The sequence below is a fragment of the Streptomyces sp. LZ34 genome (assembly GCF_053890475.1).
On the sequence record NZ_CM132680.1, the window covers coordinates 3,893,520 to 3,909,086 of the forward strand.

At 70.6% G+C, this 15,567-nt stretch carries 10 protein-coding genes; 2 read left to right on the top strand and 8 right to left on the bottom strand.

Annotated features, from left to right (window positions below; translation table 11 throughout):
* Positions 1-5: 5 nt before the first annotated feature.
* From ACWY4P_RS15190 to nrdR, 3 genes are all read right to left on the bottom strand, one after another.
* Positions 6-611, bottom strand: a complete 606-nt coding sequence (locus tag ACWY4P_RS15190) for a YdbC family protein (RefSeq protein WP_456211084.1) — start codon at positions 609-611, stop codon at positions 6-8.
* A 221-nt stretch (positions 612-832) separates the two neighbouring features.
* The gene (locus ACWY4P_RS15195) at positions 833-3,706 is read right to left on the bottom strand and encodes a vitamin B12-dependent ribonucleotide reductase (RefSeq protein ID WP_456211085.1); all 2,874 of its coding nucleotides are present in this window, start codon (positions 3,704-3,706) and stop codon (positions 833-835) included.
* Between the two features lie 112 nt (positions 3,707-3,818).
* Positions 3,819-4,340: a transcriptional regulator NrdR gene (gene nrdR / locus ACWY4P_RS15200; RefSeq protein ID WP_456211086.1), complete on the bottom strand. Its 522-nt coding sequence runs from the start codon at positions 4,338-4,340 to the stop codon at positions 3,819-3,821.
* 432 nt (positions 4,341-4,772) lie between these two features.
* Here nrdR and lexA point away from each other — a divergent pair, with 432 nt between their 5' ends.
* Positions 4,773-5,576, top strand: coding sequence for a transcriptional repressor LexA (gene lexA, locus ACWY4P_RS15205; RefSeq protein ID WP_456211087.1), 804 nt, complete (start codon positions 4,773-4,775; stop codon positions 5,574-5,576).
* A gap of 117 nt (positions 5,577-5,693) precedes the next feature.
* Here the strand turns inward: lexA and ACWY4P_RS15210 are convergent, their stop codons facing one another.
* The 3 genes from ACWY4P_RS15210 to ACWY4P_RS15220 form a co-directional block, all read right to left on the bottom strand.
* Positions 5,694-7,700, bottom strand: a complete 2,007-nt coding sequence (locus tag ACWY4P_RS15210) for an ATP-dependent DNA helicase (RefSeq protein WP_456211088.1) — start codon at positions 7,698-7,700, stop codon at positions 5,694-5,696.
* Positions 7,701-7,812: 112 nt separating this feature from the next.
* On the bottom strand, positions 7,813-8,508 hold the full coding sequence (locus ACWY4P_RS15215) for a GNAT family N-acetyltransferase (RefSeq protein ID WP_456211089.1): 696 nt from the start codon (positions 8,506-8,508) through the stop codon (positions 7,813-7,815).
* Positions 8,509-8,571: 63 nt separating this feature from the next.
* Entirely contained in the window at positions 8,572-10,473 is a 1,902-nt protein-coding gene (locus tag ACWY4P_RS15220) for an IucA/IucC family protein (RefSeq protein ID WP_456212931.1), read from the bottom strand.
* Positions 10,474-10,724: 251 nt separating this feature from the next.
* Between ACWY4P_RS15220 and ACWY4P_RS15225 the strand changes: the two genes are divergently transcribed.
* Positions 10,725-11,951 carry a trypsin-like serine peptidase gene (locus tag ACWY4P_RS15225; protein ID WP_456211090.1) on the top strand — a complete coding sequence of 409 codons (1,227 nt, stop codon included), beginning with the start codon at positions 10,725-10,727 and terminating at the stop codon, positions 11,949-11,951.
* A 172-nt stretch (positions 11,952-12,123) separates the two neighbouring features.
* On the opposite strand, the gene hflX is transcribed toward ACWY4P_RS15225, so the two are convergent.
* Together hflX and ACWY4P_RS15235 are read right to left on the bottom strand one after the other, a co-directional pair.
* On the bottom strand, positions 12,124-13,632 hold the full coding sequence (hflX, locus tag ACWY4P_RS15230) for a GTPase HflX (protein ID WP_456211091.1): 1,509 nt from the start codon (positions 13,630-13,632) through the stop codon (positions 12,124-12,126).
* A 212-nt stretch (positions 13,633-13,844) separates the two neighbouring features.
* Positions 13,845-15,458 carry a M1 family metallopeptidase gene (locus tag ACWY4P_RS15235; RefSeq protein WP_456211092.1) on the bottom strand — a complete coding sequence of 538 codons (1,614 nt, stop codon included), beginning with the start codon at positions 15,456-15,458 and terminating at the stop codon, positions 13,845-13,847.
* Positions 15,459-15,567: the final 109 nt, after the last annotated feature.

Consider the following 15,567-nt stretch of genomic DNA (forward strand, 5'->3'; position numbering starts at 1 on the left):
GCGCATCACACCGTCCAGGAGAACTCGACCCCCACGACATCGCCCGCGATCGCCGCTACGTCCGCCTCGGTCTGCGCGCGCAGAGCGAGGCGCTCCACCCGCTCCACGCGGTACTTGCCGTGCTCGGCGGCCGAATTCCACATCGACAGCACCAGGAACTCACTGCCGGGAGCCTCCCCGAACACCCCGCGCACCATCCCCGGCGAGCCGGCCATCGCCGGATTCCACACCTTCTCCTGCACAAGCGTGAAGTGCTCCACCCGGTCGGCGTGCACCCGGCAGTGCGCCACCCGCACCACATCCGCGTCCGTGAACCGCGGCTGGAAGCCCACCTTCACATCGAAGCGGTGCTCGAACAGCCGCACCTGCATGTCTCGGTAGGTGCCCGACTGCGTGGCCGCCAACCGGTCGTGCGAGCGCGCCATGAAGGAGTCGTAGAACGCTCTGCTCTCCCAGAACGCGAAGATGTGCGCCACGTTCGGCCGCCCCCGGCTCCAGCCGCCGCCCTGCCCCCGGAATCCCGGTTCGCCGAGCAACCCCGCCCACTTCCGCTGCCCCCGCTCGAAACCGCGGCGGTCCACCACGGTGCAGCGAATCCACTTGACCAGCACCGCGCCATCGTACGGCCCCGAAGGTGGCCCGCATCCCGGACTGAAGGAGTCCGGCTACGCTTGGGGGTTGCCCGGCGACAGCACGTTCGAGGTTCCACGCGGCCGTACGCCCCGCGCACACCCGTCAGAGCGACCGAGCACCCCCCTCAGAGCGACGAAGGCGGGGCACGGGCCGAAGGCCCGCACCCCGCCTCAGCGGTTCACCCGCAAGGGGCCGGTGATCAGCTGCAGCCGCTGGTCGAGCCGCAGCCCTCGCACAAGTAGCAGCTGCCCGCCCGGCGCATCTTCGTCCCGCAGGAGAAGCACAGCGGCGCGTCGGCGTTCAGCCCGAACTGGATCTCGGCGAGCTCGGTGGAGCTGTGTGCCTGCTTCGGCGCCGGGGCGACGGCCCGTGGCTTGGAGGTGGCGGCCGGCGGGGCGGCGACATGGCGCGGAGCCGACTGTGCCAGGCCCTCGACGTCCACCTCGGCGTCGTCGATGGACTGCTCGTACGAACCGGTCTCCAGGTGGCGCTGACGCTCCTCCGCGGAGTGGATGCCGAGCGCCGACCGGGTCTCGAAGGGCAGGAAGTCCAGCGCCAGCCGGCGGAAGATGTAGTCGACGATCGACTGCGCCATCCGCACGTCCGGGTCGTCCGTCATCCCGGCCGGCTCGAAGCGCATGTTGGTGAACTTCGAGACGTAGGTCTCCAGCGGCACGCCGTACTGCAGGCCGACCGAGACGGCGATCGAGAAGGCGTCCATCATGCCCGCGAGGGTCGAGCCCTGCTTGGACATCTTCAGGAAGACCTCGCCGAGGCCGTCGTCCGGGTAGGAATTCGCCGTCATGTAGCCCTCGGCGCCGCCCACCGTGAAGGAGGTCGTGATGCCGGGACGGCCCTTGGGGAGGCGCTTGCGAACCGGGCGGTACTCGATGACCTTCTCGGCCTCGGGCTCGACCTGCTCGGCGGCCTTCTCCTCCTTCTTCTTTGCCGAGAGCGGCTGACCCACCTTGCAGTTGTCCCGGTAGATCGCCAGAGCCTTAAGGCCCAGCTTCCAGCCCTCGAAGTAGATCTCCTCGATCTCCTCGACGGTGGCCGACTCCGGCATGTTGACCGTCTTGGAGATCGCGCCCGACAGGAAGGGCTGGGCCGCGGCCATCATGCGCACATGCCCCATCGGCGAGATGGAGCGCTCGCCCATCGCGCAGTCGAACACCTCGTAGTGCTCGGGCTTGAGCCCCGGCGCGTCGATGACGTTGCCGTGCTCGGCGATGTGGGCCACGATCGCCTCGGCCTGCTCGGGCTGGTAGCCGAGCCGCTTCAGCGCCTTCGGGACCGTGTTGTTCACGATCTGCATCGAGCCGCCGCCGACGAGCTTCTTGAACTTGACCAGGGCCAGGTCCGGCTCGATGCCCGTGGTGTCGCAGTCCATCATCAGGCCGATGGTGCCGGTCGGCGCGAGCACCGACGCCTGGGCGTTGCGGAAGCCGTTCTTCTCGCCGAGGCGGATCACGTCCTGCCATGCCTCGGTGGCCGCGGCCCACACCGGCGTGTCCAGGTCGTCCATGCGCTTGGCTGCGGCGTTGGCGTCCGAGTGCTGCTTCATGACGCGCTTGTGGGCGTCGGCGTTGCGGGCGTAGCCGTCGTACGGGGCGACGACCGCGGCCAGCTCGGCGGAGCGCCGGTAGGACGTGCCGGTCATCAGCGAGGTGATGGCCCCGGCCAGGGCCCGGCCGCCGTCGCTGTCGTAGGCGTGGCCGGTGGCCATCAGCAGAGCGCCGAGGTTGGCGTAGCCGATGCCCAGCTGGCGGAAGGCGCGGGTGGTCTCGCCGATCTTCTGGGTCGGGAAGTCCGCAAAGCAGATGGAGATGTCCATCGCGGTGATGACGAGCTCGACGACCTTGGCGAAGCGCTCGGCGTCGAAGCGCTGGTGGCCCGCGCCATCCTCGTCGAGGAACTTCAGCAGGTTGAGCGAGGCCAGGTTGCACGAGGAGTTGTCCAGGTGCATGTACTCGCTACAGGGGTTGGAGGCGGTGATCCGGCCCGTCTCCGGCGAGGTGTGCCAGTGGTTGATCGTGTCGTCGTACTGGATGCCCGGGTCCGCGCAGGCCCAGGCCGCCTCCGCCATCTTGCGGAAGAGCGACTTGGCGTCGACCTCTTCGAGGATCTCGCCGCTCATACGGGCGCGCAGACCGAACTTCGAGCCGGACTCCACGGCCTTCATGAACGTGTCGTTCACGCGGACCGAGTTGTTGGCGTTCTGGTACTGGACGGACGTGATGTCATCGCCGCCCAGATCCATGTCGAAGCCCGCGTCACGCAGGGCGCGGATCTTCTCCTCCTCCTTCACCTTGGCCTCGATGAAGGCCTCGACGTCCGGGTGGTCGACATCGAGGACGACCATCTTCGCGGCCCGGCGGGTCGCGCCGCCCGACTTGATCGTTCCGGCGGAGGCGTCGGCGCCGCGCATGAAGGAGACCGGACCGGAGGCGTTGCCACCGGAGGAGAGCAGCTCCTTGGAGGAGCGGATGCGGGAGAGGTTCAGGCCGGCGCCGGAACCGCCCTTGAAGATCATCCCCTCTTCCTTGTACCAGTCGAGGATCGACTCCATGGAGTCGTCGACGGAGAGGATGAAGCAGGCGCTGACCTGCTGCGGCTGCTTGGTACCGACGTTGAACCACACTGGCGAGTTGAAGCTGAACACCTGGTGCAGCAAGGCGTAGGTGAGCTCGTGGTCGAAGATCTCGGCGTCCGCGGGGGAGGCGAAGTAGCCGTTGTCCTCGCCGGCCTGGCGGTAGGTGCGCACCACCCGGTCGATGAGCTGCTTCAGGCTCGACTCGCGGTCCGGAGACCCGACCGCGCCACGGAAGTACTTGCTTGTGACGATGTTGACCGCGTTCACCGACCAGAAATCGGGGAACTCGACGCCACGCTGTTCGAAGTTGATCGACCCGTCGCGCCAGTTGGTCATGACGACGTCACGGCGCTCCCAGACCACCTCGTCGTACGGATGCACGCCGGGCGTGGTGTGGATGCGCTCGATGCGCAGACCCTTGGCCGCCTTGCTTCCCTTGGAGCGGGAGCCTCGCGCGGGGCCGCTCGTCGTCTCTGTCATTCCGCCTCCCTGTACGGGCGAAAACGCCCTGATGTGCCCTTTTCTTCCCTGGCACGGTGTATGTCGTTCATCCGGGGGCACCTCGCCCCCGGCAGGCCTTGACCGCCGCGACTCAGTCGGCGGCGGTGGCGGACGCGGGGACCTCCGCGGCCCCGTCGACGCCGGGCCCGCGGTCGTTCGCGGGAGGCCGTTGCTGGTTGCGCAGTTCCGTGACCGCGGCCTCGAAGTCCTCGAGGGAGTCGAAGGCGCGGTAGACGGAGGCGAAGCGGAGGTATGCGACGAGGTCGAGCTCCTGGAGCGGGCCGAGTATGGCGAGCCCCACGTCATGGGTGGACAGCTCCGCGCTGCCGGTGGCCCGTACGGCCTCTTCCACTTGCTGGCCGAGCTTGGCGAGGGCGTCCTCGGTGACCGGGCGACCCTGGCACGCCTTGCGCACCCCGGAGATGACCTTGTCGCGACTGAAGGGCTCGGTGACCCCACTCCGCTTGATCACCATCAGCGACGCGGTCTCCACGGTCGTGAAGCGGCGCGAGCAGTCGGGGCACTGGCGGCGCCTGCGGATCGAACAACCGTCGTCTGTGGTCCGGCTGTCGACGACTCGACTGTCGGGGTGCCTACAGAAGGGGCAGTGCATGACTCCGTACCCTCCTCACCCTCAAGAACGGCGCATGGCTGACATGCTTCGACCGGCCCTCGCAGGCCTTTCGAAGCGACCACAAGCATAGGCGAAGCGCTCGACCCTGGATAACCGGGGACCACAACCTGTAGGCGGCTGCCATCTATCAAACCACTAGATGTGGTGCTTGGCACTCAACCGCAGCAGTGGCGTGTCCCGACCCGCGAGCAGGCACGAGACTACGCGAAGCCGACCGGTCCCCGTGCCGCGGGGGTGAGGGTGTCACACTGGACGCCGCCCAGCCGACCACCGAACCCAACCGCCCCATACACCCAATCCTGTGATCACGTCAGCTCATCTGCGAAATTTCACTCGAACGTGTGTTTGGCGCAACCTTTCGAAAGCAACTACCGTTGCCCTACTAGGGAGAACATCTCGAGAGGGGCCGTCGTGACCACCACCACAGAGAGCGCCACCATCACCACCCAGGAGCGCTCCCAGAGCCGACTCGAACACACGCATGCGATGAACCAGGGCCACGCGATGAATGACGCAGCCACGAACCCGGAGGGGCAGAAGCCCGCGCGCTCCCTACCCGGTCGACCTCCAGGGATCCGGGCGGACAGCTCCGGGCTGACCGACCGGCAGCGCCGGGTCATCGAGGTCATTCGCGACTCTGTGCAGCGGCGCGGCTACCCGCCGTCCATGCGTGAGATCGGGCAGGCGGTGGGCCTCTCCAGCACCTCGTCCGTCGCGCATCAGCTCATGGCGCTGGAGCGCAAGGGCTTCCTGCGGCGCGACCCGCACCGGCCCCGGGCATATGAGGTGCGCGGCTCCGACCAGCCCAGCACCCAGCCCGCCGACACGACCGGCAAGCCCGCCGCCTCGTATGTTCCCCTCGTCGGCCGGATCGCGGCCGGTGGCCCGATCCTCGCCGAGGAGTCGGTCGAGGACGTCTTCCCGCTCCCCCGGCAGCTCGTGGGAGACGGGGAGCTCTTCGTCCTGAAGGTGGTCGGCGACTCCATGATCGAGGCTGCCATCTGCGACGGTGACTGGGTGACGGTGCGCCGCCAGCCCGTCGCCGAGAACGGTGACATCGTCGCCGCCATGCTCGACGGAGAGGCCACGGTCAAGCGCTTCAAGCGCGAGGACGGCCATGTGTGGCTGCTCCCGCACAACGCCGCCTACCAGCCGATCCCGGGCGACGAGGCGACCATTCTGGGCAAGGTGGTCGCGGTTCTGCGCCGGGTCTGAGCTCGGCGGGCCTGAGCTCGGCAGGTCCAGGCGCGCCGACCCTCCGCGCCCAGCGACCGGGCCCCGGAACCTCTGCGCCGGTTCCGGGGCCCTGCTGTGTCCGCGCTCCTCCAGGGCCTAGGCGTCAGCCGCCTTGGCCACGTCGTCGATAGCGGCCAGCGAACGGCGCACCTGATTACGGTCGGTCGTGTACCAGAAGTCCGGCATCGACTTGCGCAGGAAGGAGCCGTAGCGGGCCCGCTCGACCCGCGGGTCGAGCACGGCGACGACCCCGCGGTCCCCGGAGGCACGCACAAGCCGACCCGCCCCTTGCGCCATCAGCAGGGCGGCATGCGTCGCCGCGACCGCCATGAAACCATTGCCGCCGGCCTCCTCCACGGCCTTCTGGCGAGCGCTCATCAGCGGATCGTCGGGGCGCGGGAACGGCACCCGGTCCATCACCACCAGCTGGCAGCTCGGGCCCGGCACATCGACGCCCTGCCAGAGCGAGAGCGTGCCGAACAGGCACGTACGGGCGTCGGCGGCGAAGGTGCGGATCAGCTCGCCGAGCGTCTCCTCGCCCTGGAGCAGGATGGGCATGTCCAGGCGGCCACGCAGCTCCTCCGCGGCCGCCTGGGCGGCGCGCATCGAGGAGAAGAGGCCGAGAGTCCGGCCGCCCGCGGCCTCCACCAGCTCGGCGAGTTCGTCGAGCATGTCCGAGCGGCTGCCCTCGCGACCGGGTTGGGCAAGATGCTTGGCGACGTAAAGGATCCCCTGCTTGGAGTATTCGAAGGGCGAACCGACGTCTAGCCCCTTCCATGAGGGCGCGGCGCCCTCTTCGCCATCGGCGTCCCGGACGCCCTCGGGGAAGAGGCCGAGCGAGGCTGCCACGCCGTTGAAATCCCCGCCCAGCTTGAGGGTGGCGGAGGTGAGGACCACGGACCGGTCCTCGAAGAGCTTCTCGCGCAGCAGGCCGGACACCGAGAGCGGGGCGACGCGCAGCGAGGCGCCGAAGCGATCGTGCCGCTCGTACCAGACGACGTCGTACTCGGACCCTTCCACGATGCGCTCGGCCACCTGGTGGATGTTCTCCACGGAGGCGAGGGCCTGCTTACGCACGGCGTCCTCGTCCTGGACCGACGCGTCACGCGTGGCACCGAGCGCCGAGATGACCGTACGAGCCGCATCGCGGAGCGCCATCAGGGCGTAGCCGAGGTCTTCGGGGATCTCCTCGAGGCGGCCGGGCAGCGCCAGCTCCATGAGCCGCTCGAAGGTCTCGGCGGCGGTCTGCAGGGCATCTGCCGCCTTCTCGTTGACGAGCTTGGCGGCGCGGCGCACCGCGCGGTTGACCTGGCCCGGGGTGAGCTCGCCGCTGGCGACTCCGGTGACCCGGGAGACGAGCTCATGGGCCTCGTCGACGATCAGCACCTCATGGCTCGGCAGGACGGGCGCGCCCTCAATGGCGTCGATGGCCAGCAGGGCGTGGTTGGTGACCACGACCTCGGCCAGCTTGGCCCGCTCGCGGGCGGCCTCGGCGAAGCATTCGGCACCGTAGGCGCACTTGGACGCGCCGAGGCATTCCCGGGAGGAGACGGAGACCTGGGACCAGGCCCGGTCGGAGACGCCGGGGGACAGGTCGTCGCGGTCGCCCGTCTCGGTCTCGTCGGCCCAGTCGCGCATCCGCAGCAGGTCCTTGCCCAGCTTGCTGGTGGGCTCGGCAGCCTCGAACGGGTCGAACAGCCCGGCCTCCCCCGCCTCGGCGTCCTCCTGCGGCACGCCCTCGTGGAGGCGGTGCAGGCACAGGTAGTTGGAGCGGCCCTTGAGCATGGCGAACTCGGGGCGGCGGCGCAGCAGCGGGTGCAGGGCGTCGACGGTGCGCGGCAGGTCGCGCTCGACGAGCTGACGCTGCAGGGCGAGGGTGGCCGTCGCGACCACGACACGCTCTCCGTGCGCGAGGGCGGGCACGAGATAGCCGAGGGACTTCCCGGTGCCGGTGCCGGCCTGGACGAGCAGATGGGCGTTGTCGTCGATCGCCTCGGCTACGGCTTCGGCCATGGCGATCTGGCCAGCGCGCTCGGTGCCGCCCACGGCGGTGACGGCGGCATGCAGCAGGTCGGCGAGTGGAGGCGGGGACGATGGAGTCATAGGACTGTCAGCCTACGCGGCGGCACGGACATCACGGGCGAGACTCCTGGCACGGAACCTGAACGGGGCGGGCGGTGTATGGAAGTCAGAGGCGCGAAGTGGCGCCGGTGGATCACAGGAGGTGGCGCAGGGTGCGGTCCCGCAGCATGAGGGCAGCGTGTTTGTCGGGTAGTTCCACCTCGGCGGAGAGACGGAAGCCGGCGCCGAGGAAGGCGGCGACGCAGGGGGTGTTCCGCACATCGGGTTCGGCGACCACGCGGCCGCAGGAGGGTCGCCGGTCGAGGACGAGATCGGCGACGGCGCGCAGCAGAGCCGTGCCGATGCCGCGGCCCCGATCGCGTACGCGGCCGATGAGCAGGTGGAGACCCGTGTCCTGCGGCCGGGCCGGGTAGTACCGGGCAAGGGGGGCGAGGTCGGCGCGGTACACCTCCCAGTAGCTCATCGGCACCCCGTCCAGGACCCCCAGGCAGGGCACGCTGCGGCCGTCGCCGTCGAGCTGGGCGCGCAGGTGCCGCGCGGTGGTCTCGTGCGGGCCGGACAGTTCCCAGAAGGCGGAGACCGCCGGGTCGTTCATCCATCGGGCGATGAGCTCGACATCGCGCTCGAGGTGGACCGGGACGAGCTGGAAGGCGCCCACCACCGTGCCGACGGGCCCCCACTGGGCGAGCTGGTCGAGCAGGTCCGGCCGGTCGGGGGCCTCCGGCCCGGCGAGGTGCTCCTCGACGAGGCGTGCGGCGTGTTCCTCGGAGGGCCGCATGTCGAGGGTGTCCTCGGTGCTGGAGCTGGTGCCGGAGTCGGTGGGCGGCATGGCTGCGCTCTCCTCTCGTCGTTACCGGGGCGTCGTGGGGGCGCCTGATCGTCGGCGCGGGCGTCACGCCATGGACGTCACCGAGCGGAAAAGGGGGTTGGCGATGGTGACATAGACGGACTGGGTGTCCACCGGTCCCACGAGTTCGTCCAGGCCGCGCAGCCGGGTGAGCAGGTTGGCCTTGCAGCGCAGGGTGGGCGTCTCCAGGAGCCTGGCGGGCAGTGTCGAGCGGATCTTCGCGGGGCCGGACGCGGCCTCGGCGAGGAAGCGGCGGAACGCGGCCAGCAGAAGGCGCTCGTCGGCGAGCCGCTGGGAGCCGAACGCGCCAATCAGGCCGAGGACGTTGTTGACACCGAGGTAGTAGGCGAACCGTTCGTCGGCGACCTCGTCGGAGACGAAGGTGTCGCTGTGGGCGCCGATTTCGGGCAGTCGTCGCTGGAGGTCTGCGCGGCGGGACTCACGGAAGTAGTAGCCCTGGTTGTCGCGGTAGCGGCCGCCGGCCGGCCAGCCGTCGGGGTCGAGTAGTACCAGGGTGTTCTGCTGGTGTGCCTCCAGGGCGATGCCGGCCTCGCCGTCCAGCCAGAGCACGGGCCGTACGACGGTGTGCAGATAGCGCAGGAACCACTCGGTGCCGACGGTCGCCGGGCGGTGGCCGGTGCGGGCGGCGATCCGGGCGACGATCCGGCCGAGCCGTGAGCACATCGCCCTCCGGTCCGGCCAGGGGCGGAGCGAGGTGAGGCCGGCCAGGCATACGGCCTCGTCGCCCGGGCCGAACGGGTTGTGCCGGATGACGACGTCGAGTCCGCTCAGCGGGGTGCCGTCGGGCTTGTCGACCGCGAGCCAGGCGGGGTCGCGGACGATGTCGAAGCCGGGGCGCCCCGGGCAGGCCGCCCGCCATTGCCCGGAAAGGCCGCTGCGCAGCAGCCGGTGCATCTCGACACCGCGCCACAGCTCCTTGCGGAGGTTCTCACGGCGGGAGTTGGTGATCCGCAGGGCGAGCGACAGCTTGAGCATCGCGGGTGCGCCGGTCCGGTAGACGGTGCGGATGGAGGAGGTGGGATGCCAGTGCTCGCCGGCCGCTCCCAGGTCGTGCAGCAGCCCCGCGTCGAAGAGCGCGGTGACCTCCGGGCGGTACCGGATCTCCCGGGCCTGCCAGGGGTGCAGCGGCAAGGGCACGGTGCCGGGCGGCCGTTCGGGGTCCGGGCCGGCGAGCGAGAGGGCGAGCCGTTCGGCGGGCACGGTCCGGCCGCGTTCGGTCCAGGCCGAGTCGCGGGCCAGGACGGACCGGTCGACGGCGATCCAGTGCAGGGGAAAGGAGCCACGCGACTCCGGTGAGAAGACAGGTGATTCGGCGTCGGAGAGCCCCTCGCGGCTCTTGGGCGTGGGATGGAGGGGGTGCCCCAGGAGAAGGGACTGTTCGGCGGTCAGAAAGGGGGTGTCCGTGGCGGGGTCGGCTGGCGTGGCTCGCCGGAAGGACAGGAATTGGGCGGTGTGGCGTACGGAGTCCGCGACCCGGCCGACGAGTTCGGTGACCGGTGCCCGGGAGCTGAGCCGCTCGGCGCCGCAGGACGCCTCCTGGCCGAGGAGGGCCGCGAGGGTGACCGCGGCGAGGGCGGGCGCGTCCTGGGCGCCGCCGTCGAGCGTGGGCGGACCGAAGCGGTGCCATCCGGTGGCGGACCAGTGGCGCACGGGCACGAGCAGGGCGGTGCCGGCGGCGGGGAGCGGGATGCGCAGGGTGCCGGCGGTGGGGGGCGCGGCGCCACTCTCGCGCACCCAGCAGCGCAGCAGGTTCTCGGTGGTGCAGGCGTCCGCGGCGGCCCAGGGGTCGGGGTGGTCCAGGGCATCGTCCGGGACGTCCCATGCGCCGTCGTGTGCGCCGTCGGCGCGGCGGCCCTGCCGTGGAACGGCGGCGGTCTGCGGTGCCGACGGGAGGTGCGGGTGGTGTTCCCCGGGGGAGTGCGGCATATCGGGTGCGGGCACGGCTGTCGGTCCTCCTGCTGCTGAACGCCTTTCGGCTGTCCCCCGCACCTACCAACGACGCGCGGGGCGCGGGATCACGGGCAACCGGAAGATCCGTACGGCCGGGAACCAAGGACCCGGCTGCGGCCGTCGTAGCCGGCACCGGCATAGTGGGGGCCGTCCCCTTATCGGGGCGGTGCATGACAATTTCACAGCAGTACTCAGAGCAGCCCAGAACATCAGGGGGAGTTCCGCCCATGCCATCCAACCGCCAGCCAGCCTCGCGCCCAGGGTCCAGGTGGAGGGCGCTGCGCGCCCGCAGCAGCTCCCCCGTGCTGGCCGCCGCGGCCATCGCCTCGGTGCTGGCGCTGACCGCCACGGCGTGCGGCCCCTCGGACGACAACGCGGGGTCCGAGGCGAGTGCCTCGTCGTCGCAGAGCGCAGGGGACATCACCCTTCCCGACAACCTCGACGACAAGTTGAAGGAGCTCGGGGTCGACCTGGACAAGTGGAAGAACGGCGCCTGGAACAAGTGGGACAAGGACGACTGGCTGCGTGAGGCCGGCGACTTCATCAACCCGATCATCAAGGACCTGTGGAAGCCGGACCGGATGAAGGAGGCCCAGGAGCCCGACACCCCGGTCGACGACAACGACATCTCGGGCGACCAGGGCGTCACCGACCCCGACCCCCAGCCGGTCACGGCCAAGGAGGTCGCGAGCCCCTACAGCGCCAACGTCCCCGAGGCGGGCAAGGTCTTCTTCGACGGCCCCGAGGGCTCGATGGTCTGCTCCGCCACCGTCGTGCAGGACCCGGCGCACCCGGGCAAGTCCAACATGGTGTGGACGGCGGGCCACTGCGTCCACGCGGGCAAGGGCGGCGGCTGGTACAAGAACCTGATGTTCGTCCCCTCGTACAACGACGCCGGCAAGTCGGTCGACGAGCTGGAGAACGCCACCAAGGAGCAGCTGGCGCCGAAGGGCGTGTGGTGGGCCGACTGGGCGCAGACCTCCTCGCAGTGGATCGACAACGGCGCGGCCATCGGTGGCAAGGGCGCCCCGTACGACTTCGCGGTGCTGCATGTGAAGCCCGAGACCAGCGGCGGCAAGTCGCTCGAGGAGACGGTCGGCGGCGCGCTGCCGGTCGACTTCAACGCCCCGGCGGTGAAGTCCATCAGTGAGATCACGGCCACGGGCTACCCGGCCGCGCCGCCGTTCGACGGCCAGAAGATGAACCAGTGCGCGGACAAGCCGGGCAGGCTCTCGCTGGACGCCAAGCAGCCGACGATGTACCGCATCGGTTGCACGATGACCGCGGGTTCGTCCGGCGGTGGCTGGGTCGCGGCCGGCTCGGACGGCAAGCCGGCGCTGGTGTCGAACACCTCGATCGGCCCGTCCAACGCCACCTGGCTGGCGGGTCCGCACCTCGGCCCTGAGGCGAAGGCCCTCTACAACGAGGTCAGCAAGAAGTTCGCCAACCAGTAGGTTCAGCCGGCCGAGCCGGAAGGACGCGGTGGTCGGCACCAGCCGACCACCGCGTTTCTGACCAGCGGCGTCCACGCGCTCGCAGACCAGACACAGACCAGACACAGGTCAGACGACGAAGGCCCACCCCCGGGACACCGGAGGCGGGCCTTCGTCGTGGAAGGGGTGTGGGCTAGCCCTGCGCGGGGGCGGCGGCGGGCACATACCGCCGCAGCTCGGCGGCCAGCTCCTCGTGCACCCGCGCCTTCAGCAGCGTGCCCTCCGCGGTGTGCTCCTCGGAGATCACCTCGCCGTCGGCATGCGTGCGCGCGACCAGCTTGCCCTGCGTGTACGGCACCAGCGCCTCGATCTCGACCTGAGGCCGCGGCAGCTCGCTGTCGATCAGCCCGAGCAGCTCGTCGATGCCCTGCCCCGTACGGGCCGACACCGCGATGGCGCGCTTCTCGACGCGCAGCAGCCGCTGGAGGACCAGCGGGTCCGCCATGTCCGCCTTGTTGATCACCACGATCTCGGGCACGGCGACCGCGCCCACATCGCGGATCACCTCGCGCACGGCGGCCAGCTGCTCCTCCGGCACCGGATGCGAGCCGTCCACCACATGGACGATCAGATCGGCGTCGCCGACCTCCTCCATGGTGGAGCGGAACGCCTCGACCAGGTGGTGCGGCAGATGCCGGACAAAGCCGACGGTGTCCGCGAGGGTGTACAGCCGCCCGCTGGGCGTCTCGGCCCGGCGCACGGTCGGGTCCAGGGTGGCGAACAGCGCGTTCTCCACCAGCACGCCCGCGCCGGTCAGCCGGTTGAGCAGCGAGGACTTCCCCGCGTTGGTGTATCCGGCGATGGCGACCGAGGGCACCTTGTGGCGCTTGCGCTCCTGCCGCTTGATGTCGCGGCCGGTCTTCATCTCCGCGATCTCCCGGCGCATCTTCGCCATCTTCTCGCGGATGCGACGCCGGTCGGTCTCGATCTTGGTCTCACCGGGACCACGGGTGGCCATACCGCCGCCCGCCGATCCGGAGCCACCGCCACCCATCTGCCGGGAGAGCGACTGACCCCAGCCGCGCAGCCTCGGCAGCATGTACTGCATCTGGGCCAGGGAGACCTGCGCCTTGCCCTCGCGGGACTTGGCGTGCTGAGCGAAGATGTCGAGGATCAGGGCGGTGCGGTCCACCACCTTGACCTTGACGACGTCCTCCAGGTGGATCAGCTGGCCGGGGCTCAGCTCACCGTCGCACACGACGGTGTCGGCACCGGACTCGATCACGATGTCGCGCAGCTCCTGGGCCTTGCCGGAGCCGATGTACGTGGCCGGATCCGGCTTGTCGCGCCGCTGGGTGACCCCGTCGAGTACGAGGGCGCCCGCGGTCTCCGCGAGCGCGGCCAGCTCCGCCAGGGAGTTCTCCGCGTCCTGCACGGTGCCGGAGGTCCAGACGCCGACCAGCACCACGCGCTCCAGGCGCAGCTGCCGGTACTCGACCTCGGTGACGTCCTCCAGCTCGGTGGACAGGCCCACGACGCGCCGCAGCGCGGCCCGCTCGGAGCGGTCGTACTGGTCGCCGTCACGCTCCTGGTCGACCTCGTGACTCCAGGCGACGTCCTCTTCCATCAGGGCGTCGGCCCGAAGGCTCTCGGCGAAGGCGAGGCGCTGCCGGTCCTGCGGAAGGGAAGAGGAGTGGGTCAAATCGATCCTTACGTCGATGAGTACTGTCACCGTCGACAACGCGTGGCGGACCCGGAGGATTCCCGGCCGCCGGCCGCGGCGCCGACCTGTCGATGGTCGCACGCGGCGGTCGGGCCGTCACCCGGGTTTCCCGGCGGACTTCCCGCGGCTCGGCCCGGAGAGCACCCCGAGAGCACCCCTCAGCCGCCCCGAGAGCACCCCCTCAGCCGTGCCTAGGGCATCCCCTCAGCCGCCCCGCCGGCCCTGCCGACCGCCCGCCCGGGAGCCTTTCCGTACGCCCATCGGTCCGCCTTTCCGTCGGCCTTCGCCATGGCCCTCCCCGAGGACCTGGCGTCGGGCTTCCAGTCGGGGTGCCCCGGCATCTTCGGCGTCGTCCTCCCGTACAGCCACGGCCGCAGGAAACCGGTCAGGTCGCGGCCCGCCACCTCCGACGCCAGCCGGACGAAGTCCGCGGTCGAGGCCACGCCGTCGCGGTGCCGGTGCGCCCACCGCCGCTCCAGCCGCTCGAACGCCGCCCGCCCGATCCGCTGCCGCAGCGCGTACAGCACCAGGGCGCTGCCGTCGTAGACGACCGGACGGAAGATGCCGATCTGCTGGTCGGAGTCGGACGGCAGAGGGGCGGCGGGCGGGCCCCCGGAGGCACGCCAGGCGTCGGACTGCCCGTAGGCGAGACGCATCCGCTTGTCGAGCGGCATCTTCCCGCGCTCGGCCCCGTAGAGCGCCTCGTACCAGGTGGCATGGCCCTCGTTGAGCCACAGATCGGACCACCGGCGCGGGCTGACGCTGTCGCCGAACCACTGGTGCGCCAGCTCGTGCACCATGATCGACTCGATGTACCACGAGGGCAGTCCGGAGGTGGTGAACAGCCCGCTCTCGAAGAGGGAGAGCGTCTGGGTCTCCAGCTCGAAGCCGGTCGTGGCCTTGGCGATCAGCACACCGTACGTCTCGAAGGGGTACGGGCCGACCTTCTTCTCCATCCACTCCAACTGTCCCGGTGTGCGCGCCAACCAATCGGCCAGGAGCGTACGGTCCGCCGCGGGCACGACGTCGCGCACCGGCAGCCCATGAGGGCCGGTGCGGTGCAGGACGGCCGAACGGCCGATGGAGATCTGTGCCAGCTCGGTGGCCATGGGGTGGGCGAGGCGGTACCGCCAGGTGACGCTGTCCCTCTCGCGGCTGCGCCCCAGCGGCTTTCCGTTCGCGACGACAGTGAGGTGCCGGGGGGCGGTGACGCGGAAGGTGAAGCGCGCCTTGTCGGAAGGGTGGTCGTTGCAGGGGAAGACGCGGTGGGCGGCATCGGCCTGGTTGGCCATGGCGAGCCCGTCGCGGGTGCGGATCCAGCCGCCGTTGCTGCCGCTCGGGTCGCTGGTGTGCGCGACCGTGACCCGGAAGGAGGCGCCGCTCCGGACGGGCCGGGCCGGGGTGATGACGAGGTCCTCCCCCGCGCCGGTGAAACGGGCGGGCCTGCCGTCGACCCGCACGGAGCGCACGGAGCCGTGCGTGAAGTCGAGGTTGAAGGTGCGCAGCGGGGCGGTGGCGCGGGCGTCGAGGGTGGTGACGGCGTCCAGCGGCCGGTCGTTGCCGCGGTAGCGGAAGGCGATGTCATAGGCGTCGACGTCGTAGCCGGGATTGCCGAGATCCGGGAAGAGCCGGTCGCCGATGCCCCGGGGGGCCGGGGGCGGCGGCTCCGCCGCGGACACCCGCCCCGCGGCGGAGGACGGGCAGACCACGACGAGGGCGGCGGTCATCGCGGCGGCCGCGGCGGCGGTCCTGCGACGCCCCGCGCGCCCGGCTGACGAGGGGCGGCCCCTCGGGGAAGACAGCATGATCTACGGCTATCAACGCCCGGACAAAAGCGGCCAGCGGCACGGCCCAAGTCCACCCGAATGGGGTTCGGCGCTGAAGACACCGAAGGGGCCGGAGGGGCCGGAGGGG